This window comes from Psychroserpens sp. BH13MA-6 (assembly GCF_052983595.1).
In genome coordinates, this window is sequence record NZ_JBRJGE010000001.1 from 607,247 (window position 1) to 628,315 (window position 21,069).

A 21,069-nucleotide genomic window follows, 5' to 3' on the forward strand; every position below is an offset into this window, starting at 1 on the left:
TTAAAATAATAGCGTAAAAGTACAGTATTATTTAATTTAGCTGAAATCTTAACATTCTAGAATGAAAATTATATCATACAACGTAAATGGTATCAGAGCCGCCATGAATAAAGGTTTGATCGATTGGTTGCGCAATGCCAATCCTGATGTGGTCTGTTTACAAGAAATTAAAGCCATGAAAGAGCAAGTGGATATTGAAGCCATTGAGAACGCTGGTTACAAATACCACTATTGGTTTAGCGCTCAAAAAAAAGGCTACAGTGGTGTCGCTATATTGAGTAAAACGGAACCTGACCATGTGGAATATGGCACCGGAATCGAATCCATGGACTTTGAAGGACGGAATTTGAGAGCTGATTTCAATGGACTATCCATAATGAGTATGTATTTACCCTCAGGCACTAACGACGCACGATTATCCCACAAGTTTCAATATATGGATATGATCCACCAATATCTCAATGAGTTACGTGAGGAGCGCCCAAATTTGATAGTCTGTGGCGACTATAATATTTGTCATGAGGAAATTGATATCCACAATCCAAAAATGAAAGGTGTTTCAGGATTTTTACCTGAAGAACGACAATGGCTTGGAGAATTTATTGATAGTGGTTTTATAGATTCCTTTAGATACTTACATCCCGAACGCCAAGAGTATAGTTGGTGGAGTTATCGAGCTAATGCCAGAGCTAATAATAAAGGCTGGCGCTTAGATTATGGTATGGTCTCCGAACCATTACAAGAAAAAATAAAACGCAGCGTTATTTTAACAGAAGCGGTTCACAGTGACCACTGCCCTATTTTAGTAGAAATTGATCATTAATTTAAATACAACTTAACATACACAACATGATTAGAAAATTGTCATTATTAGCACTTACACTTTGTCTAACTACCTCTTGTGTCTCTAAAAAAATCTATACCGATTTAGAGGACAAATATGCCGACCTAAAAATAGAAAATCGCCAATTAGCCGATGAAAATGCCGATTTAAAATCTGCGTTGAACAAAGCAACTAACGAACTCAGTAGTCTAAAGGATGATTATGATAATGCCATTGCTAATAAAAACCAATGGGAAAGCGAATACAAAGCATTAGTTAACGAACATGAAAATCTTGAGGCTTCCTATGATGCCCTCGAGAAAAACAGCAGTGCCGCTATTGCTGCAAATTCTAAAAAGAACAGAGAGTTACTGGCACAGTTAGAAGCAAAAGAACAAGCCATACTTGCAGAAAATGCACGCCTAGAAAAGCTTAAAAAAGAATTAGAATCGCGGTCGCAACGTGTGGCTGAATTAGAACAAGTAATTGCCTCCAAAGATGCCGCAATGACCAAACTAAAGAATGCTATTTCCACAGCATTGACCAATTTTGAAGGTAAAGGTCTTACCGTCGAACAACGCGATGGTAAAGTCTATGTTTCTATGGAGAATAAGTTATTGTTTGAATCTGGTAGTTGGGCTGTTGGAACCCAAGGAAAACAAGCTGTTAAACAACTTGGAGCTGTTTTAGCTGACAATCCAGAGATTGCGATACTCATCGAAGGACACACAGATAACGTGCCTTACAAAGGCAATGCACAACTTAGTGGGAATTGGGATTTATCCACCAAACGCGCTACAGCCATTGTGAACATCTTAAGAGAAAATACAGCCATCAATCCCGAAAACCTCACAGCTGCAGGTCGTGGTGAATATGCACCAATAGCGAGCAATGCTACCGCTGAAGGAAAAGCAAAAAACCGTCGTATTGAAGTCATACTTACACCAAAATTGGATGAAATTTCAAAACTATTGAATGATATTTAAAAGCATTTTTTAGTTTGAACGATTTTATACAAAGTATCATTTTAAAACCTTAACATAGATTTAGACCTTTCCGCGAGATGTTTGCTGAAAGGTCTTTTTATATTTATACCTCTTTAAAAACGACAGCAACTATGAGATATACCACACTTCCAAAAACCGACATTAAAGTCAGTAAAATCTGTCTAGGCACCATGACTTGGGGCAATCAAAACACCCAAGATGAAGGTTTTGCCCAAATGGATATGGCCTTAGATAAAGGCGTTAACTTTTTCGATACTGCAGAATTATATCCAGTGCCTGCCACAGCTGAACGTTACGCAGATACGGAACGCATCATAGGGAATTGGTTTCAAAAAACAGGACATCGCGATAAGGTAGTATTGGCGAGCAAGATTGCTGGTCCAGGAGATTACACGGCTCATATTAGAACCAATGGTTTTAGTAAGTCAGCGTTAAACGATGCCGTGAATCAAAGTTTAAAACGCTTGAAAACAGATTATATCGACCTCTATCAATTGCATTGGCCTGAGCGTGATACAAACACCTTCGGAACACGCGATTACAAACATAATCCCAACGATTCTTGGAACGATAATTTCAAGGAAATTCTACACAGCTTGGATGACCTTATCAAGTCAGGTAAAATAAGACAGGTAGGTATTTCCAATGAAAAAGCTTGGGGAACCATGCGGTATTTGGAAGAATCAAAGGCGAATGATCTGCCTCGAATGATCACCATTCAAAATGCATACTCTTTACTAAATCGTGTGTTTGAAGGTGATATGGCCGAAATTGCCATCCGAGAAGACATCGGGCTTTTGGCATACTCACCAATGGCCTTTGGCGTATTGTCTGGCAAGTACATCAAAGGAACGGCAGCCGATAATGCGCGGTTAAAGCTATTTCCACGGTTTTCACGATACAGCAGCGAACAAGCCACTGAAGCCACAAAAAAATATCTTAAAATTGCTGAAGTCAACGCTATGACCTTGGCGCAAATGGCATTAGCCTTCGTGACCGACAGACCGTTTGTGACAAGTAACATTATTGGTGCAACCTCGTTAGCCCAATTAGAAGAAAATATTGACAGTGTTGATATACAGTTAAGTGAAGACGTCTTAAAGGCTATTCATGAGGTACATGCAAGCATTCCAAATCCTGCGCCTTAAGGATTAATAGTAAAAACAAAAACCCCTTTCCGTTAGACGAAAAGGGGTTTTAAGATATTATTTGATTTCCTTACCATTTTTATCAAAAAAATGATATTCAAGATATGTGTAAGCATCTCTAGGTAAAACTTTTACCCATTTTTTGTGTTCTAAGAACCACTTAGAACGTACTGATGGAAACCCTTTGGTGATAAAGGCTGCTATAAATGGATGCGCATTAAGCGTGATCTTTTTATAGTCTTTTTTGAAAAGCCTTTCGAGGTCTTGGGTGATTGATTGAATCACTTTAATTGGTGCTTCAATTTCTTCTCCGGCCACGCCGTTTGGATTTTCTTCTTTTGTTTTAATGTTGCGTTCTGGTCGAACACGTTGTCTGGTAATTTGGACCAAACCAAATTTACTAGGTGGCAAAATCTTGTGCTTTGCCTTATCATCATTCATTTCATTACGAAGATGATTGTACAATTTTTTTCGATTCTCTGCTCGTCCCATATCGATAAAATCTACGACGATGATGCCTCCCATGTCACGTAGTCGTAACTGTCTGGCAATTTCTGACGCAGAAATTAAATTAACTTCTAGAGCAGTGTCTTCTTGATTTTTTTCTTTGTTGGATCGATTTCCACTATTCACATCAATCACATGCATCGCTTCGGTATGTTCAATAACCAAATAAGCCCCTCTTGCCATAGAGACTGTACGACCAAAAGATGTTTTGATTTGACGTTCGATTCCGAACTTTTCGTAAAGTGGGACGCCATTTTTATACATCTTAACGATTGATTCTTTAGCAGGTGCAATCTCTTGCACGTAATCTTTAATTTGTCCATAAAGCACTTCGTCATCTACGGTAATGCTTGAGAATGAATCGTCAAAAATATCTCTTAAAATAGAAGAGGCTTTGTTCATTTCACTCAAGACCTTACTCGGATGATGGGCCTTATGTAATTTTTTACACATTGCTGTCCATCTATTCAGCAAATTCTGTAAATCTTTGTCGAGCTCGGCCACTTTTTTGCCTTCTGCGACTGTACGAATAATAACGCCAAAACCTTTAGGTGTTATGCTTCTTACCAAGCGTTTTAAACGCTCTTTTTCTTCTTTCGATTCGATTTTTTGAGAAATCGAAATGCGATCCGAAAAGGGTACCAAAACAATATAACGACCAGCAATGGACAACTCGCTACTAATACGAGGTCCTTTGGTGGATATTGGCTCTTTTACAATTTGTACTAATAGAGATTGATTTGATTTTAAAACGTTAGCAATGCTCCCGTTTTTGTCAATATCTTTCTCAAACTGAAAATTTTTCAGTAAAAAATCGGTATGTCTACCTGCGCTTACACGTTTAACGAATTTGACAAGGGAAGGTAATTTTGGTCCTAAATCATGATAATGCAAAAAAGCATCTTTTTCATAACCTACATTAACAAATGCAGCATTTAGACCTGGAACCGCTTTACGGATTTTGGCAATAAAAATATCACCAACCGCAAAGTTGTTATCATCTTCATCCTTGTGTAATTCGATAAGTTTTCCATCTTTTAATAAGGCAAAATCAACAATATCAGAACTCGATCTTATAATCAATTCTTTTTCCATGTTGTTCATTTTAATCCATTTTGATTCATTTCAAAATAGATGGATATTACTTTATTTTGACACAGGATATATAATCCAGCAAACTCATGTATTGCGAAGGTAAACGCAATAATTTCATGAATTCTATATCAAAGAACGTTGTTGTTAAAATTAAGAAAAGTAGTTAAAAAACTACTTTTCTTAATTTATTTCTTTTTGTGACGATTAGCGCGTCTACGTTTTTTACGCTTATGCGTCGCTACCTTGTGTCTTTTTCTTTTTTTACCACTTGGCATAAATAAGTCTTTTTTAAATTAATATTTGTTTTATAATATGTTTAGTTGACTTCAACGTTAGTTTTAACACCTTCAACAAATACTTTAGCAGGTTTAAATGCAGGTATGTTGTGTGCAGGTATTTTTATCGTTGTATTTTTTGAAATGTTACGTCCTGTTTTTTCAGCTCTTGTCTTAACGATAAAACTTCCGAAACCTCTTAAGTATACATTATCTCCACCTTCTAAAGAAGATTTAACTTCTTCCATAAATGTTTCAACTGTTGCTTGTACATCTCCTTTTTCAATTCCTAATTTATCAGAAATCTTCGCTACTATATCAGCTTTTGTCATTGTTATTAATTTTTAGGGTTATCTATTAATTATAAGGGATGCAAATATAGGTAATTTAATTTCAATATTTCAAGCGTAATTAATTAAAATTTAACCTTGTAAAGATTTATTTTTGTAAATATTTAGACTTTTAAATGAATTTTACAGAAATTTTAACACGCTGGTATTCAGCAAATAAACGAAGCTTACCATGGCGATCTACTAAAAACCCCTATCATATTTGGTTATCGGAAATCATCATGCAGCAAACCCAAGTTAAGCAAGGTTTACCCTATTATGAAGCATTTGTTACCCAATTCCCGACCGTTTTTGATCTTGCTAAGGCTCCTGAAGAGTCCGTTTTAAAACTTTGGCAAGGCTTAGGTTATTACTCTAGAGCTCGAAATTTACACGCCTCAGCTAAGTACATTGTAAACGAACTCCATGGCATATTTCCAAACACGTATAACGATCTTTTAAAATTGAAAGGTGTTGGTGATTATACCGCAAGTGCCGTTGCCTCAATATGCTTTGATGAACCTTGTGCCGTTGTTGATGGGAATGTCTACCGTGTTTTATCACGCTATTTTGGTATGGACACACCTATTAATTCAACAAAAGGTATCAAAGAGTTTAAAGCCTTGGCAAGTACCTTAATAGATGCGCAGCATCCTGGTGATTACAATCAAGCGATTATGGAATTTGGCGCTATACAATGTAAGCCAAGTAATCCTGATTGTACCGTTTGTCCGCTTAAGCATAGTTGTCAAGCTCTACAAAAAGGGCGCATTTCAGAATTACCTGTGAAACTCAAGAAAACTAAAGTCGCTAAGAAACATTTTAACTTTTTGGTAGTGATTTCTGATCATGGACAAATTCTTTTTGAAAAAAGGCGTTCCAAAGGTATTTGGCAAAACCTTTATCAGTTTCCATTAATTGAGACAGAAAGGCCAATCGACATCGATACTTTTAAAAGTCATAGGCAGGTTCAGTCATTCTTTAAAGACAGAGACTTCCAATACAGTTTATATAACAGTGAACCCATTGTACATAAATTATCGCATCAGCATTTGTTTACAAAATTTTGGATTATTACGATGCCCAAACTCCCAAAACAGGGCATTCCTATTTCAGAAATAAACACTTACCCAACACCTATTTTAATCAGTAACTTTATAGAAGCATTTGATTTAAGCCCTTAAATAACTCATAATTTTTTCATACTTTTAATACAGTGATTTCAAAATGCTTAATTTTGTCATCTTAAACAAAAACGATTATGTCAGGAACATTAAATAAAGTGATGCTTATTGGGCATTTGGGAGATGAAGTAAAGATGCATTATTTTGATGGCGGCAATTGTGTTGGCCGTTTCCCTTTGGCAACGAATGAAACCTATACGAATAAGCAAACTAATGAACGTGTCACCAATACTGAATGGCACAATATTGTGGTTCGAAATAAAGCGGCAGAAATTTGCGAAAAATATTTATCTAAAGGTGACAAAGTTTACATTGAGGGTCGCTTAAAAACCAGAAAATGGCAGGATGATAAAGGTGCAGATCGCTACTCTACTGAAATCCAATGTACAGATTTTACCTTTTTAACCACTAAAAGTGAAAGTCAGGGAAGTCAAGAAAATACATCGCATTCGCCAACTCAGAATCAAGGTGGCAACGGATCGAATTCGCAACCGGTGACTGAGGATAACGATGACTTACCATTTTAACTAAACCAAACTTAAATTATTTACCTTGGATCCTGAGCCCACGAGTTTAATAATCACCACACTCAACCTAGACGCTTCTTTTGCTTTCGGGTTGGTTTTACTTCTTGTTTTATTAATGTGTTCGGCGTTAATTTCTGGTGCTGAAGTCGCCTTATTCTCGCTTACCAAATCTGATATTGATGTTGGATTGGAAACGAATGCGTCTAAATTTGAGATCATTTCAAGATTATTACGTCGACCGAAAAAGCTACTAGCCACTATTCTTGTTGCCAACAACTTTATCAATATTGGCATTGTTATTTTGTTTGCCTACTTAGGCGAAACTTTATTCGAGCATGTACAGATTGCTTGGGCAAGATTTTTATTGGAGGTTGTAGTCATTACTTTTTTAATTCTACTCTTCGGTGAAATCATCCCAAAGATATATGCGAGTAGAAATAGACAGAAATTCTCTCTTTTTATGGCTGTTCCATTAAAAGTTTTGGATGTCATTTTTTCACCTATTAGCTTACCTATGCGCAGCATTACATTGGGTATTCATAATAAATTAGGGAAACAAAAATCCAATCTTAGTGTGGATCAATTATCCCAAGCATTAGAACTTACCACAGATGGTGATACCACAGTAGAAGAACACAAAATCCTCCAAGGTATTGTATCCTTTGGTAACACAGACACCAAACAAGTGATGCGACCTAGAATAGATATTTTTGCGCTAAATGAGGATACCAAATACATTGATATCATCCCAGAAGTGATTAAAAATGGCTACTCGCGGATTCCTGTTTACAAAGACAGTATAGACAATGTGACGGGTATTTTATATATCAAAGACCTGTTGCCTTATATTGAAAGAAAGCAATTTGATTGGACGACCTTACTTCGTGATCCCTTCTTTGTACCTGAAAATAAAAAGCTGGACGACCTCATGGTCGAATTTCAAGAAAAGAAAGTCCATTTAGCTATTGTAGTGGACGAGTATGGTGGTACTTCTGGTGTGGTCTCTTTGGAAGATGTCATCGAAGAGATTGTAGGCGACATTAGTGATGAATTTGACGACGACGATGTCGTGTTTACGAAGATTGATGACTACAATTACTCCTTTGAAGGAAAGACCACATTAAAAGATTTTTATAAAATTATAAAACTGGAGGACGAATCTGATTTTGAGGATTACAAAGGAGAAGCAGAAACGATTGCAGGTTTTGTATTAGAAATCTCTGGGATATTCCCAAGACGTCATAGTAAAATAAATTTTAAAAATTACGTTTTTACTATTGAAGCCATTGATAAAAAACGAATCAAACAGGTAAAGTTTACCATTCTAAAATAAACAAGGCCAGTTATGACCATCAAACAAGTATTCTTAATTCCACTCATTGCCATTACTTTTAATTCTTGTGGCAATGATCCTTTACCTAAACCAAAAGCCATGCTTCGATTGGAGTATCCGGAACCTCAATACAATCGCGTGGATGTGAAGCTCCCTTTTACCTTTGAAAAAAACGAACTCGCCGATAAAATCTCCAACATCAAATTGGATGGAATTAATAATGCTTACGGTGTGAACATCAATTATTCTGAAATGAAAGGCACCATTTACCTCACTTACAAAGAAGTTAATGCTACAAATTTAGATACCTTATTGAGAGATGCTCAAAATCTTACTCAAAAACACACCATTAAAGCAGATGCTATTGAGAGTGTCTTGTATGAAAATCCGAAACAAAATGTGTATGGGATGTTTTATGAAGTTGGTGGTAATGCCGCCTCTCAATCTCAGTTTTATGTCACCGATAGCACCTCACACTTTTTAAGTGGGTCTTTATACTTTTATACCAAACCTAATTACGATTCGATTTATCCTGCTGCGGTGTATTTAAAAAATGACATTAAACACTTGATGGAGTCTATTGAGTGGAAAACAGACCAATAGTTGGTGCACGACAAACTAAAAAAGCCTTGAAATTATTCAAGGCTTTTTTTATCGTATGAGGATTTTAATTAATTAGCGATCCACTCGCCACCTTCTTTAATAAGGTTAAAATCTTCAGTTGTTCCACTACCATTGTAAACATCAGCAGTAACAATATATTTCTGTCCTTCAGCAGCTGCTGGGTTTAAGTTATCTAAAACGATTCCCAGAGCGGTAATCATCATGTCATCACTCCAGCTAGAAGAACTTCCAGTTCTGTTGAAGTTACCAAAATTATCAAGGTTTCCAGCAGCAGCTTCAAACCCTTCAGTATCTATCAAAGCAGCAGCTACTAAGGTATAGTCTGAACCAACCATTGTATATCTAATCGTGTTATCTGGTACCCAAATACCATTTTCAAGACCAAACTGCAACGACGATATGACTGGAGACCAACTTCCGTTGTTAAATGTGTAAAGATTCCCTTTTGTTACCGTTCCTACGGAACTTCCTCCGTAGTATCTGTACAGTACGAATAATTCATCACCTTCTTGAGCAAATGGATAATTAATTGCTAAAAACTGTGGGATGTAATTTTCAGGTAATACCGATGAACTAAAGTTATTAAATGCTCCTGGCTGGTTAGAATCCTCACCCATAGAGTCATAGTCTGCCGTAGTTAAGTAGTATACGCCTTCTACGGACTCCCAAACACCTTCTACATATTGATAATAAGCAGATTTAGCTTCCGTTTCACCTGAAATCCCTGGAACTTTAAGCGCCATAGATTCTACACGCCATCTTGGAGAATCTGAATCTGTAGAACTATATTTTAAACCTATATGAATGGTTTGTCCTTCGAAAGCAGAAAAATCAAAATCAGGCGATGGCGTCATATCACCATAAGCTGTTTTATCAAAACTAAAGGCTGTCCATGTAGCTGCCATAACATCTCCACCTGTTGTATAGTCAGATGAGATCTCGATATCAATTAAACTTGCATCACCTAAGAAGTCAATTTCTTGAGTAATCTGAAATAACACATTAGCACTATCAGTTAAATCAATTTCTGGAGAAATCAACCATTCTTCAACAGCTGTTGGCCCTCCATCAAAGCCAGAACCTTGAACGTTGGTAGAACCTTCAGTCCAACCTAAAGCAACAGGTCCGGAAACAGAAATTAATTCAAAATCTGCTACACTTTCTGGAAATACTGCTTGAAAAACATTAGCAAAGCCAGCAACAGGCTCTTCAGTAAATACATCATAACCTAATCGTACGACTTGTCCTTCAGTTGGTGATGGGTACTGTGCTGCGAGTACATCTTCCAGAGCTCCTTCAGCATCCTCTGCAGGCAAAAATGCGTTACTCAAAGGCGTAATGTAATCGTCAGACATTAAATTATAAACATCTGCATTCACAAAGGCATGTACATCTTCAGGATTCCCATCATTTAAATTAAAACTGACAGTCACGGAAGATCCGTCACCCCAAAATGGGTATCTATCTGCTAAAAATGAAGGTAAAGTCACTTTCGCGTCTTCGATATCACTAAAGGCTTCAAAGGTTTCATAGTAATCAGGCTCCTCATCGTCTCCTTGATCTACAAGTGCTGCATAATCATCAGAAGTCATGGTAAACGCATCGTTTCCAATTATAGGATTATCTTGATTACTTAAATCGTTATTAATATCTTCTAAAGGTTCGCATCCTGTGAAGATGGCGCCAATAATGGCTAAAACATAAACTATTCTTTTCATAATTCTATTTTTTAAAATTTAAGTTTTGCTCCAACACTAAATGTTCTTCCAAAACCATAATATACTAATGCCGTTTGTGCGTTTGAATTTGTTCCATCCAAGGCATCTGCAATATATTTTGTGTTAAACACATTATTCATCCTTGCTGTTAAAGACGCATCAAATTGACCAAAAGAGAAGCCGTGAGTCATCGCAGCATCAAATACACCGTAAGCAGGAACTTCCCATGGATCTGGAGCATCAGCGTCACCTCGATCACTAGGATTGAAATCTGCATACAAACGATCAAAATAATTGTAATCTATTGTTAATCGAGTATCTGCAGCAAATTTATAATTAAGACCTAAGGCTAAGGTCGTTTGAGCAGCATCACCAACTGGTGTGTCTTCAATAAACAAATTCACGGTATCAACGACATTTTGTTCCTCGTCAAGGATATTAACGTCTGTCACGTCCTCTTCCCATCTCCAATCACCTAAAGATACCATACCTGTAATATCTAAATTATCGGTAGCTTTATAAACGAAATCTACTTCTATACCTTGATGAATTGCGTTTACGCCTAAAATGTTAGCAAAACCTGTTTCGTCTTCACTCAATTGAAATGAAAGTGTCTCTGTTCTATCTCTCCAAGCGGTTCTATATAAATTCACATTGGCTGATAAACGCTCTCCTCTGTAACCATAACCTAACTCAAAACTCGTGATTTTTTGATTTTCAGCTTCAGAGTTGATTTCTTCATTGTTAAAATTTGGGAAAACAGCATCAAAATCTGGTGCTTTTTCAAAATACCCTAAATTCACAAAAACGTTATGTTTATCAGTAAGTCTATAGTTAGCACCTCCTTTAGCTCCAAATCCGAAGAAATTATAGCGATCCGTTTCTCTTAAAGGATCATCTGGCGTATAAAGAAAATAATCGACTCTTTTATAAGAGGTATTCGAGGCATTTAATGAGATAAATGTGTTGAATTTTTCATTCACATCATACTCTAATTGCGCAAAAGAACCTAACCAACCAACAAGTCCGTCATTATAGTAAGAGACTTTATCTCCAACTCTTGCGACACCTGTAGGGTTATTGACGTTGTCTTCATTAATGATAAATTGACCACCTAATAAATCAGTGACTTCTCTAAAGTGAATTCCTTTATAACTTCTAAAATCTAAACCAGCTAATAACACTAAGTCATCGCTTAAATCAGTTTTCAATGTTGACAGGACACCATACCAATTATGGTCATTACGTGATGCTCTTAAAGCAGCACTAGAACCATTAGCACCATGTGCAATGTTTTCATCAACAATACGATCGAAATCTAAAGGCCCCAAATTTCCAATACGATACTCTGGACTTGTAAACTTAAATCTAGCATCACCTTCAAAACCTGGAGTTTCGGCATCACTTCCTAGTGTTCCTCCTCCACCTCCGGAACCGAAGGATACGTAAGCTGCAGTTGAAATATTTGTCTTCTCACTAAGATCCCAGTAATGGTTTAATGAAATTTGTGGCTTGTGGTAAAAATTGTCTTCTATAAAAGTTACTTGTCCGTTTTTATAACCCCAATCTGAGTTATATCTAATCCCGTCTTCACTTTGTCTGTAAGTTTCAATTAAGTGTCTATTTTGTCTTTGTCCGTGACGTTGTTTCGCACCAAAAGCCGTAAATGATAATTTGTGTTGGTCATTTAATTTCTTGGATAAATTCACGAAATATGAAACCGCATTAAACTGCGTCCCTCTTACGTAACCATCACCATCTGTTTTCGCTGCAGAAATCGTAGCTGCAAAACCATTATCCATCAATCCAGTTGAATAGGTTACACCAAATTTCTTGTAACCATCATTACCCAGAGTTGTTAATATGTTCCCTCCTTCTTCGGCATCGGTTGTTTTCGTTAAAATGTTTATGGTTCCTCCAACAGAAGGCACTGCAACTCTCGCCGCACCAAGACCTCTCTGTACTTGCATAGAACTTGTAACATCTCCTAAACCTGCCCAGTTACTCCAAAATACGCGACCATTCTCCATGTCGTTTACAGGAACACCGTTAATCATAACAGCCACATTTTCAGAGTTAAAACCACGTAAGTTAATACGTCCATCTCCAAAACCACCACCAGCTTTAGTTGCATAAACACCAGGCGTCGATTTCAGTACCTCTGGAAATTCTTGAGTTCCTAATTTTAACTGAATGTCTGCTGCTCGCACCGTTGATACTGCTACAGGTGTTTTCCTATCTACAGCAACCGACGCAATGATTTGAACTTCTTGTAATCCTACCTCACTTGAAGTTAGGGTAATAGTTCCCAAATCTTGACTTCCAGAAAAACTAATAGTTTTTGATGTATAGCCAACAAATGAGATAATAATTTCTCCAGAAGAGGCCTGTGTAGTCAAGGAAAATTCACCATCAAAGTTGGTTGTGGTACCATTTGATGTCCCTTTTTCGATGACATTAGCTCCTGGTAGCGGCTCATTCATATCAGAACCTACAATCGTACCAGTGATTGTGCTTTGTGAAAAGGCTATCGTAGTGCACAATAGGACTACTAAAACCAATAAACATTTTGAAAATTTCTTCATTGTTTAAGAATTATTTAGAGTTTTAATTTTCGGCAAAAGTACGTCCGAACGAACAATACAAGATTACCTAAATGTTAAGAATTTTGAACTCTTAAAAATACTTAAAATTTTCTTAAAATTTTCTCTAACATCCACTCAACGCCGAGAAGTATTTAACAAAAATTATCGCTGACTTTGATAGTATTTGATAAGGTTTGAAGTGGATTCATCATGATTGTTAAGAACTTTGTCGTTTTGAAGTTCTTCAAGAATCGTGTTCGCCAACTGCTTGCCTAACTCCACACCAAATTGATCATAACTAAAAATATTCCAAACAATGCCTTGTACAAAAATACGATGCTCGTACATCGCTATCAATTTCCCTAAACTTTCAGGGGTGAGTTTATCAATTAATAGAGTAGTCGTTGGTTTATTTCCATCAAATATTTTGAAAGGTGTTAAGGTAGCAATATCACTTTCTGACAACCCTTGAGCTTTCAATTCATCGATGACCTCTTGTTTGGTTTTTCCATTCATTAAAGCTTCTGTCTGTGCGAAAAAATTAGACATTAACTTATCTTGATGATCTTGATCACCATGCAATGACTTCGCAAACCCAATAAACTCAGCAGGTATAAGTTTAGTACCTTGATGTATAAGCTGAAAAAATGCATGTTGGGCATTTGTTCCAGGCTCACCCCAAATAATCGTCCCTGTTTGATAATTGATTTTATCGCCATTCCTGTCAATACTCTTACCATTACTTTCCATAATACCTTGTTGAAGGTAAGTGGCAAACTGATTGAGGTATTGAGAGTAAGGAATGACCGCTTCACTCTCCGAATGAAAGAAATTGTTGTACCAAACACTCAGAAGGGCTGTTATCACTGGGATATTCTTATCAAAATCTTCAGTCTTGAAATGTTCATCCATTTTATGTGCTCCTTGAAGCAATAAATTAAAATTTTCAAAACCAACAGCCAAGCTTATGGATAGTCCAACCGCACTCCAGAGCGAGAATCGTCCTCCTACCCAATTCCACATTGGAAATATATTATTTTCATCTATTCCAAATGCCTTCACTTTTTCAATATTTGTAGATACTGCTACAAAATGCTTGGAAACAGCACTCTCAGGGGCATGTTTTAAAAACCAATGTCTAATCGTGGTAGCGTTTGATAAGGTTTCTTGTGTGGTAAACGTTTTAGAAACAATGACGAAAAGCGTTGTTTCAGGATTTAATGTTTTAAGAACCTCATGGACATGATCACCATCAACATTACTCACAAAATGAGTTTGTAATTGGTTTTTGTAATATCCTAAAGCTTCAACGACCATAGCTGGTCCCAAATCTGAACCTCCTATACCAATATTAACGACATCTGTAAATGACTGATGTGTATAGCCTTTCAAATCGCCATTAATTACTTGGTTAGAAAACTCATTAATTTTTGCCTTTACGGCGTAAATGTCTTCCATCACATTTTGACCTTGCACATTGACAACCGCGTCCTTTGGGTTTCTCAAAGCGGTATGCAATACCTCACGACCTTCTGTTTGGTTAATGACATCACCTTCAAAGTACTTGTTCATTGCCGATTTTAAACCGACCTCATCTGCCAATTCTAAGAGTAGCGTCATCGTTTCCTCTGAAACGCGATGCTTGGAATAATCCAAGTAAAAATCCTCCCAGTTAATGGTCATGTCATTCGCTCTATTTTCATGTTGCGAAAACAGAGTTTTGAGGTGCACGTGTTCAATGGTTTTGAAATGCGCTTGTAATTTCCTCCAAGCGTTAGTAGTGGTTGGGTTGATAGTTGGTAATGCCATTATTGTATTTCGGACGTTAATACTTCGGTTTCAGTAGGTAATTGAATCGCATTGTCTTCAAACTGAATGTTATCCAATTGAGATTTCAACGGTTTAATAAATTCTGTGTAGTCTGCTTTTAAGGAATCTGGAATCGATTCTGCCGCTGGAAGTTTTTGTTTGAAAGGATCGACTTGTTTCCCGTTTTTCCAAAAACGATAACATACATGTGGTCCTCCTGTATTTCCAGTCATACCAACCCATCCAATCACATCACCTTGCTTGACAAAATCCCCTTTTCGCACATTTTGAGCTTTCATATGTAAGTATTGGGTGCTATAGGTGGCATTGTGTTTTATCTTAACATATTTCCCATTACCACCTCTTCGAGTTGATTCAGTAACCGTTCCGTTGGCCGTTGCTAAAATGGGTGTCCCAATTGGTGCCGCAAAATCAGTGCCTTTATGTGGTCTCAGTTTATAGCCATAATAGGCAATTCGACGGTTTAAATTGTAACGCGAGGAAATTCGACTAAATTGTACTGGTGCCTTTAAAAAGGTACGTCTTAAACTTTTGGTGTTTTCGTCAAAATAATCTGAAATATTCTTGGTACTATCTACTTGAAAATTAAAAGCATAAAAAGGTTCATTCTTATGTTCAAAATACGCGGCATCGATACTTTCAATTCCTGCATAAATAGAGTCCTCTATAAAACGTTGATTGTAAACAATTTTAAAACGATCGCCTTTCTGCAATCTAAAAAAATCGATAGTCCACGCATAAATATCACTCATATCATTAATTAATTGATATGGTAAACCTTGGGCTTCCATCGTTTCAGACAAACTGTTCATCACAATCCCAGAAGCTTCTTTTTGGACGATAGATATAGGTTTCCTTCCTTTATAAGTTGTGATAGAATCTGCAAAATCAATCACCACATAATCAATACTATTAGGTTGGTAAATGAAACATTCAGGTGTTTGTAACGAATCTTTAGTGCAAAGAAGCGTATAGGGCTTCCCTAATTGGAGTCTTTTAATATCGAAGCTGTCTTTTACTTTTTCAGCAATGTTAAAAATCTTCGGATATCCAATTTTATTACGTTCTAAAATTTCACCAAAGCTGTCTCCTTTTCGAATCGTATCGCGTTTTACTACATAATCATCAAGAACAAAACCAAATTCCTTGAGTGGTTCAGGTTCTACATACGTTTGTAATTCTTCTACGATTGGCTTCTCCTCTTCCTTACATGAGAATAAACCAATACAAATACACAGTGCTATTAATAATTTTTTTAGTTGCATTAAATGTTAAATTATATATTTTCTCCCCAATTTTCTAATTCTTGTTCGGTCCAAAGTTCAGGAAAAAATATGCGTTTTTGATATTTTGGGTGCATATATTTTTTCCAATCACTACCACCTGTTGCCTCACCATCTCCTGTCCCACTTTCTATGTAATGTCTTGCTGCGTTATAATGTGCCATAACCCATGTGACATTCACCGTATAATCAAAGTGGCGCATCGCTTTTACTAAGTCTTTATCTTCCTGATCTTCCTTCGGAAGTTCTTTGAAACGTGACCACAGATTTTTTGTATTATACGTTTGCATAAAGCGAATAAAATCGTCCTTATAACGCTTTTCAAAATTGACTAACAAGGTCGATTTCTTACCGGTTTTATAATCTTTACCCGCTGCTTGCCAATATAAATGTTCGAAAGCGTGTTCAAAAGGTGTATTTCGATCTATAGTTTTACGAAACCTATAATCTATGAGATTAATTAATTCTGTCGAAGCAAATTCTATCAATCTATATTGTGCACTCTGAAATCCACTAGCAGGTGTCAACGTGTATCTAAACTTCATGTACTGCTCTATTTCCATACCTTCGCGCATGATGTTAAAAGAGGTCGTGAGCATATCGAAGTACCTACTAATTCGCATAATTTTAGATTCAAAAAAGACGGCATTTAATTCCTCCTTTTCTGCGACTTGCTGAATTTCCCAGAGAATCATCTTAAAAATGAGCTCATTGATTTGGTGATATGCAATAAAGACCATTTCATCAGGAAGTGTAGTCCGTTGAATTTGTAAGCTTAACAGCGCATCCGTTTGAATATAGTCCCAATATGTAATAGGCTTGCTGTAAAGCAAGCCGTATAAATGGTCATCAGTATCTTGATCTATTTTTGTATACTTCTGTTGAAGTTGTTTGACGATGTCATCAAAAAGGTGTTGGTTGTCCATAGTATTAATCAAATTCCATCTGCAGAGGATGCTTCAATCCTTTAAAAGCCTCGAGATCTGCTCGCAGTGACCCTACAGCCAAATCTGCTTTAATTTTTAGCGGGATTTTGTTGTCATCCGCGCTTACCCAGAGCGTTAAACTTTCTTGCTCTTTAAAAACGCGACCTGCCATCACATAAGGTCTGAATTTTAAGGTTTTCATTTTTCCACCAAGTTCCGTATCAATGGTTTCACGACCTAAATATTTCAATTTAAAATTGTAATTCTCTTCATCAAAAAACATATTGAGCGATACAACATCACCTACTCTAATATTTTCAGTCTCATAATTGTTGCGAAGATAATAAAACGCAGAAACCATATCTTGAACATCCTTTTCGGTAGCAATGGTTTTTTGAGTCTTATGCTTTTTGTTTTCTACAAATGCCTCATTCTTAGTGTGGTCAAAGGCTATTTCAATATCTTTTGTATGACCACCTTCATCTATTTTTCTTATGAAACGATAAGGCATTCCAGTTTCTACATCGAAATAACTTTCATACCTATCTTTTACTTTAAAAAACCATTTGATAGCACCAGTAGTCCAACCTTTACCAACGACATGGTATACAGGACGACCATTGAGCTTTGTCTCATTGACAGACAAGGTGGCATTACCAGCCTTTAGAAAGCCGCTATAACTCATTCTAAATTTAAACCATTCACCATCTTGAAATGCATTTTTCTCTTGGGCGTTTGAAAATTGCAAACAACAGATCGCGCCAATTATAAGTAGTATCTTTTTCATTTTATTCGTATTGCAAATGTAATTTTAGACATCACATTTTAGTGTTCATTTCTAATAATTACAATTACTATTCCAAAAATATAAATTTTATTGAAACCATTATGTATAAAGGTGTTATAGTTGTGTTAGAATTCAAAAAAAAGCTCCACCTGATGAGATGAAGCCTTTTAAATTTGAATACCTTTATAAGGTGCCTCGTTTGGCTTGTTCTCGTTCTATAGATTCAAATAAAGCTTTAAAGTTTCCAGCTCCAAATCCGCGAGCTCCCATTCTTTGTATGATTTCAAAAAATAGTGTAGGTCTGTCCTCTACTGGTTTTGTAAAAATTTGTAGCAAGTAACCCTCTTCATCGGCATCTATCATAATACCTAAACCTTTCAGCGTTTCTATATCTTCTCTGAGTTCATGACTGAATTCTTCAAGTCTACCTGGTACCGCTTTATAATAGGCTTCAGGTGGTGTAGACAAAAACTCAACACCTCTTGAACGTAAATCAGAAACTGTTTTTATGATGTCATCTGTGGCAACGGCAATATGTTGTACACCTGGACCTTCATAAAAGTCTAAATACTCTTCAATTTGCGAGCGTTTTTTTCCTTCCGCAGGTTCATTTATTGGAAATTTGATGCGTCCATTTCCATTACTCATCACTTTACTCATCAAAGCCGAATACTCGGTATGTATTTGTTTGTCATCAAAGGAGAGGAAATTAACAAATCCCATCACATCCTCATACCATTTTACCCAAGTATTCATTTCACCCCAACCAACATTACCAACCATATGATCAATGTATTTGAGTCCAACAGGTGTTGGGTTGTAATCTGATTCCCATTTTTTAAACCCTGGCATAAAAGTGCCCTTGTAGTTCTTACGTTCCACGAACATATGAACTGTCTCACCATAGGTATAAATTCCAGCCCTTACAACTTCTCCAAACTCATCGGTTTCTACCTTTGGCTCCATGTAGGACTTCGCGCCTCGTTTGGTTGTTTCTTCGTAAGATTTTCTAGCGTCATCAACCCATAGCGCAACAACTTTAACACCATCGCCATGTTTCACGATATGATTGTTTATTGGAGACTCACTGGTTAAAGGTGTTGTGAGTACCAAACGGATTTTGTCTTGTTTTAGAACATAGGATACTGTATCCTTGCTTCCTGTCTCTAAACCTCTATAGGCATAGGATTGAAACCCAAATGCTGTTTTGTAAAAATGTGCCGCTTGTTTAGCATTACCGACATAAAATTCTACATAATCGGTTCCTAACAAGGGTAAAAAGTCTTGTGCGTCTTCAAATATTTTTTCTAATCCGTAATTGACATTTGATATTTCTTTTGCCATAATCTTATTATTTTCAAGCCTGTTAACCATTGCTAACAGGATCATTATAAATTTATTTTAATTTAAGTTTAAACTATCTAAAGGCTCTATCTCCTCTGAGGGATTTAGATTGATAGAATCCGATTCTATGATATACACATCTGATGCTTCATCTTGCAGCGTATCATTATCCCAGTCATCTTCTTCCCATTCATATTTATAGGCCTCGCCATTTTTTTCTGCCTCGTAAGCCTCCATAAAAACTTCTGAAATAGCTATTCCATAGATGGCAAAATATGCGGTATAAAGCAATGTGACGATACCACTCACGATAAGCGCAATAATATTGATGATTTTTGCGGTATTGACATTACTCCTACTTTGAGGGTCATATGCTACAGGGTTCAAGGTATATTCTCGTAAACTTTTGTTTGCAAGAACCAAACCTATAATACTCATGGCCAATGGTATGATTGCAAAAATACCACAACAACATCCTGCAAACGAAATGACGAGTGCTGCTATACCTAAAATTAATGCCGATGGATCTGCTGGTAACTTGTTATAATTCATGTGGCTTAATGTTCTAACCAAGATTTAAAATAGTCTTCATCAGCGATTTTCAAGGCTTCTTCAGTAATTTGCAATGGTTTGAACGTGTCAACCATGACTGCTAATTCATCTGTTTTTACTTTACCAATACTACGTTCTGTTGCACCTGGATGCGGCCCGTGTGGAATCCCAGCTGGATGCAAGCTAATATGTCCGGCATCAATATCATTCCTACTCATAAAATCCCCATCCACATAATACAAGACCTCATCACTGTCAATATTACTGTGGTTATAAGGTGCAGGAATGCTGTCTGGGTGATAATCATATAATCTTGGTACAAAACTACAAACCACAAAGGCATCCGTCTCAAAAGTTTGATGTACTGGTGGTGGTTGATGGATTCTACCTGTTATAGGTTCAAAATCATGTATGGAAAACGCATACGGATAATTGTAGCCGTCATATCCTACAACATCAAATGGATGCGAGGCATAGATCATTTCGAATAGATCATCCTGTTTTTTAACCTTCATCAAAAACTCACCAGATTCATTGTATGTTTCCAATTCTTGAGGTTGTCTTAAATCCCGTTCACAAAAAGGGGCATGTTCTAAAAGCTGGCCAAACCAATTTCTATAACGTTTTGGTGTGTAAATTGGTCGGCGTGATTCTACTATAAAAAGGCGATTATCTTCAGTATCGAAATCTATTTTATAAATAATTCCTCTTGGAACCACTAAATAGTCTCCGTACTTAAAATCGAGATTTCCTAAATGGGTTCTAAGCTTACCCGACCCTTTATGAATGAAGATAAGCTCATCAGCATCGGAATTCTTATAAAAGTAATCTTTAGTAGATTGTTTAGGTGCTGCCAAAATTATAGTACAATCACTATTAGTTAAGACCGCTTTTCTACTCTCTAGATAGTCATTTTCAGGTGTAACCTGAAATCCTCTAAACCTATAAGACTGGATATGATTTTTCTTAGCTATTTTGGGCGCAACACTATACTGTTTTTTTATCGCTTTAACTTGCGTTGGTCGCTGTTCATGATAACTGTTAGTAGACATGCCATCAAAGCCAATAGTGCCAAATAATTGTTCAGCATAGAGACTACCATCTTCCTTACGGAACTGTGTATGTCGTTTTGGTGGAATTTTTCCTAATTTATGATAAAAAGGCATTTTTATTTAATTTAAAAGTTGAATGG

Annotated in this window: 18 protein-coding genes; 7 read left to right on the top strand and 11 right to left on the bottom strand. The window is 36.6% G+C overall.

Annotated features, from left to right (window positions below; genetic code table 11):
• The first annotated feature begins 61 nt into the window (after window positions 1-61).
• The 3 genes from ACU8DI_RS02675 to ACU8DI_RS02685 all read left to right on the top strand — a co-directional run bounded on the left by ACU8DI_RS02675 (window position 62) and on the right by ACU8DI_RS02685 (window position 2,978).
• A complete protein-coding gene (locus ACU8DI_RS02675) occupies window positions 62-823 on the top strand; it encodes an exodeoxyribonuclease III (RefSeq protein ID WP_447111189.1) in 762 nt (253 codons plus the stop codon).
• Window positions 824-849: 26 nt separating this feature from the next.
• Window positions 850-1,809 carry an OmpA family protein gene (locus ACU8DI_RS02680; RefSeq protein WP_447111190.1) on the top strand — a complete coding sequence of 320 codons (960 nt, stop codon included), beginning with the start codon at window positions 850-852 and terminating at the stop codon, window positions 1,807-1,809.
• 131 nt (window positions 1,810-1,940) lie between these two features.
• A complete protein-coding gene (locus ACU8DI_RS02685) occupies window positions 1,941-2,978 on the top strand; it encodes an aldo/keto reductase (RefSeq protein ID WP_447111191.1) in 1,038 nt (345 codons plus the stop codon).
• A 57-nt stretch (window positions 2,979-3,035) separates the two neighbouring features.
• Here the strand turns inward: ACU8DI_RS02685 and ACU8DI_RS02690 are convergent, their stop codons facing one another.
• On the bottom strand, window positions 3,036-4,580 hold the full coding sequence (locus tag ACU8DI_RS02690) for an Rne/Rng family ribonuclease (protein WP_447111192.1): 1,545 nt from the start codon (window positions 4,578-4,580) through the stop codon (window positions 3,036-3,038).
• A 316-nt stretch (window positions 4,581-4,896) separates the two neighbouring features.
• Entirely contained in the window at window positions 4,897-5,187 is a 291-nt protein-coding gene (locus ACU8DI_RS02695) for an HU family DNA-binding protein (RefSeq protein ID WP_028870804.1), read from the bottom strand.
• Window positions 5,188-5,321: 134 nt separating this feature from the next.
• Between ACU8DI_RS02695 and mutY the strand changes: the two genes are divergently transcribed.
• The 4 genes from mutY to gldD all read left to right on the top strand — a co-directional run bounded on the left by mutY (window position 5,322) and on the right by gldD (window position 8,831).
• Window positions 5,322-6,368: an A/G-specific adenine glycosylase gene (mutY, locus tag ACU8DI_RS02700; RefSeq protein ID WP_447111193.1), complete on the top strand. Its 1,047-nt coding sequence runs from the start codon at window positions 5,322-5,324 to the stop codon at window positions 6,366-6,368.
• Between the two features lie 77 nt (window positions 6,369-6,445).
• Complete coding sequence (locus tag ACU8DI_RS02705; protein WP_447111194.1) at window positions 6,446-6,895, top strand: single-stranded DNA-binding protein; 450 nt, start codon at window positions 6,446-6,448, stop codon at window positions 6,893-6,895.
• A gap of 25 nt (window positions 6,896-6,920) precedes the next feature.
• Window positions 6,921-8,228 (top strand): gliding motility-associated protein GldE, encoded by a 1,308-nt coding sequence (locus tag ACU8DI_RS02710; protein ID WP_447111195.1) that lies wholly within the window; start codon window positions 6,921-6,923, stop codon window positions 8,226-8,228.
• A gap of 12 nt (window positions 8,229-8,240) precedes the next feature.
• Window positions 8,241-8,831 (top strand): gliding motility lipoprotein GldD, encoded by a 591-nt coding sequence (gene gldD / locus ACU8DI_RS02715; protein ID WP_447111196.1) that lies wholly within the window; start codon window positions 8,241-8,243, stop codon window positions 8,829-8,831.
• 68 nt (window positions 8,832-8,899) lie between these two features.
• Here gldD and ACU8DI_RS02720 read toward each other — a convergent pair whose 3' ends face one another.
• The 9 genes from ACU8DI_RS02720 to ACU8DI_RS02760 form a co-directional block, all read right to left on the bottom strand.
• Window positions 8,900-10,570, bottom strand: a complete 1,671-nt coding sequence (locus ACU8DI_RS02720) for a choice-of-anchor J domain-containing protein (RefSeq protein WP_447111197.1) — start codon at window positions 10,568-10,570, stop codon at window positions 8,900-8,902.
• Between the two features lie 11 nt (window positions 10,571-10,581).
• A complete protein-coding gene (locus ACU8DI_RS02725; protein WP_447111198.1) occupies window positions 10,582-13,155 on the bottom strand; it encodes a TonB-dependent receptor in 2,574 nt (857 codons plus the stop codon).
• A gap of 162 nt (window positions 13,156-13,317) precedes the next feature.
• Window positions 13,318-14,964, bottom strand: coding sequence for a glucose-6-phosphate isomerase (gene pgi / locus ACU8DI_RS02730; RefSeq protein ID WP_447111199.1), 1,647 nt, complete (start codon window positions 14,962-14,964; stop codon window positions 13,318-13,320).
• The gene (locus tag ACU8DI_RS02735; protein WP_447111200.1) at window positions 14,964-16,250 is read right to left on the bottom strand and encodes a peptidoglycan DD-metalloendopeptidase family protein; all 1,287 of its coding nucleotides are present in this window, start codon (window positions 16,248-16,250) and stop codon (window positions 14,964-14,966) included. Before ACU8DI_RS02735 ends, pgi begins: the two co-directional genes overlap by 1 nt.
• Window positions 16,251-16,261: 11 nt before the next feature.
• Window positions 16,262-17,194 carry a tryptophan 2,3-dioxygenase family protein gene (locus ACU8DI_RS02740; RefSeq protein WP_447111201.1) on the bottom strand — a complete coding sequence of 311 codons (933 nt, stop codon included), beginning with the start codon at window positions 17,192-17,194 and terminating at the stop codon, window positions 16,262-16,264.
• 4 nt (window positions 17,195-17,198) lie between these two features.
• Window positions 17,199-17,981, bottom strand: a complete 783-nt coding sequence (locus ACU8DI_RS02745; protein WP_447111202.1) for a DUF3108 domain-containing protein — start codon at window positions 17,979-17,981, stop codon at window positions 17,199-17,201.
• Between the two features lie 183 nt (window positions 17,982-18,164).
• Window positions 18,165-19,325, bottom strand: a complete 1,161-nt coding sequence (gene hppD / locus ACU8DI_RS02750) for a 4-hydroxyphenylpyruvate dioxygenase (RefSeq protein WP_447111203.1) — start codon at window positions 19,323-19,325, stop codon at window positions 18,165-18,167.
• A 57-nt stretch (window positions 19,326-19,382) separates the two neighbouring features.
• Window positions 19,383-19,877 (bottom strand): CCC motif membrane protein, encoded by a 495-nt coding sequence (locus ACU8DI_RS02755; protein ID WP_447111204.1) that lies wholly within the window; start codon window positions 19,875-19,877, stop codon window positions 19,383-19,385.
• A 5-nt stretch (window positions 19,878-19,882) separates the two neighbouring features.
• On the bottom strand, window positions 19,883-21,043 hold the full coding sequence (locus ACU8DI_RS02760) for a homogentisate 1,2-dioxygenase (RefSeq protein WP_447111205.1): 1,161 nt from the start codon (window positions 21,041-21,043) through the stop codon (window positions 19,883-19,885).
• Window positions 21,044-21,069 lie beyond the last annotated feature (26 nt).

Excerpts from the sequence above, each read along its gene's own strand:
- hppD (WP_447111203.1), bottom strand. The coding sequence starts at position 19,325 with ATGGCAAAAGAAATATCAAATGTCAATTACGGATTAGAAAAAATATTT.
- ACU8DI_RS02695 (WP_028870804.1), bottom strand. The coding sequence starts at position 5,187 with ATGACAAAAGCTGATATAGTAGCGAAGATTTCTGATAAATTAGGAATT.
- ACU8DI_RS02720 (WP_447111197.1), bottom strand. The coding sequence starts at position 10,570 with ATGAAAAGAATAGTTTATGTTTTAGCCATTATTGGCGCCATCTTCACA.
- ACU8DI_RS02725 (WP_447111198.1), bottom strand. The coding sequence starts at position 13,155 with ATGAAGAAATTTTCAAAATGTTTATTGGTTTTAGTAGTCCTATTGTGC.
- ACU8DI_RS02680 (WP_447111190.1), top strand. The coding sequence starts at position 850 with ATGATTAGAAAATTGTCATTATTAGCACTTACACTTTGTCTAACTACC.
- ACU8DI_RS02740 (WP_447111201.1), bottom strand. The coding sequence starts at position 17,194 with ATGGACAACCAACACCTTTTTGATGACATCGTCAAACAACTTCAACAG.
- ACU8DI_RS02745 (WP_447111202.1), bottom strand. The coding sequence starts at position 17,981 with ATGAAAAAGATACTACTTATAATTGGCGCGATCTGTTGTTTGCAATTT.
- pgi (WP_447111199.1), bottom strand. The coding sequence starts at position 14,964 with ATGGCATTACCAACTATCAACCCAACCACTACTAACGCTTGGAGGAAA.
- ACU8DI_RS02685 (WP_447111191.1), top strand. The coding sequence starts at position 1,941 with ATGAGATATACCACACTTCCAAAAACCGACATTAAAGTCAGTAAAATC.
- gldD (WP_447111196.1), top strand. The coding sequence starts at position 8,241 with ATGACCATCAAACAAGTATTCTTAATTCCACTCATTGCCATTACTTTT.
- ACU8DI_RS02755 (WP_447111204.1), bottom strand. The coding sequence starts at position 19,877 with ATGAATTATAACAAGTTACCAGCAGATCCATCGGCATTAATTTTAGGT.
- ACU8DI_RS02735 (WP_447111200.1), bottom strand. The coding sequence starts at position 16,250 with ATGCAACTAAAAAAATTATTAATAGCACTGTGTATTTGTATTGGTTTA.
- ACU8DI_RS02675 (WP_447111189.1), top strand. The coding sequence starts at position 62 with ATGAAAATTATATCATACAACGTAAATGGTATCAGAGCCGCCATGAAT.
- ACU8DI_RS02690 (WP_447111192.1), bottom strand. The coding sequence starts at position 4,580 with ATGGAAAAAGAATTGATTATAAGATCGAGTTCTGATATTGTTGATTTT.
- ACU8DI_RS02760 (WP_447111205.1), bottom strand. The coding sequence starts at position 21,043 with ATGCCTTTTTATCATAAATTAGGAAAAATTCCACCAAAACGACATACA.
- mutY (WP_447111193.1), top strand. The coding sequence starts at position 5,322 with ATGAATTTTACAGAAATTTTAACACGCTGGTATTCAGCAAATAAACGA.
- ACU8DI_RS02705 (WP_447111194.1), top strand. The coding sequence starts at position 6,446 with ATGTCAGGAACATTAAATAAAGTGATGCTTATTGGGCATTTGGGAGAT.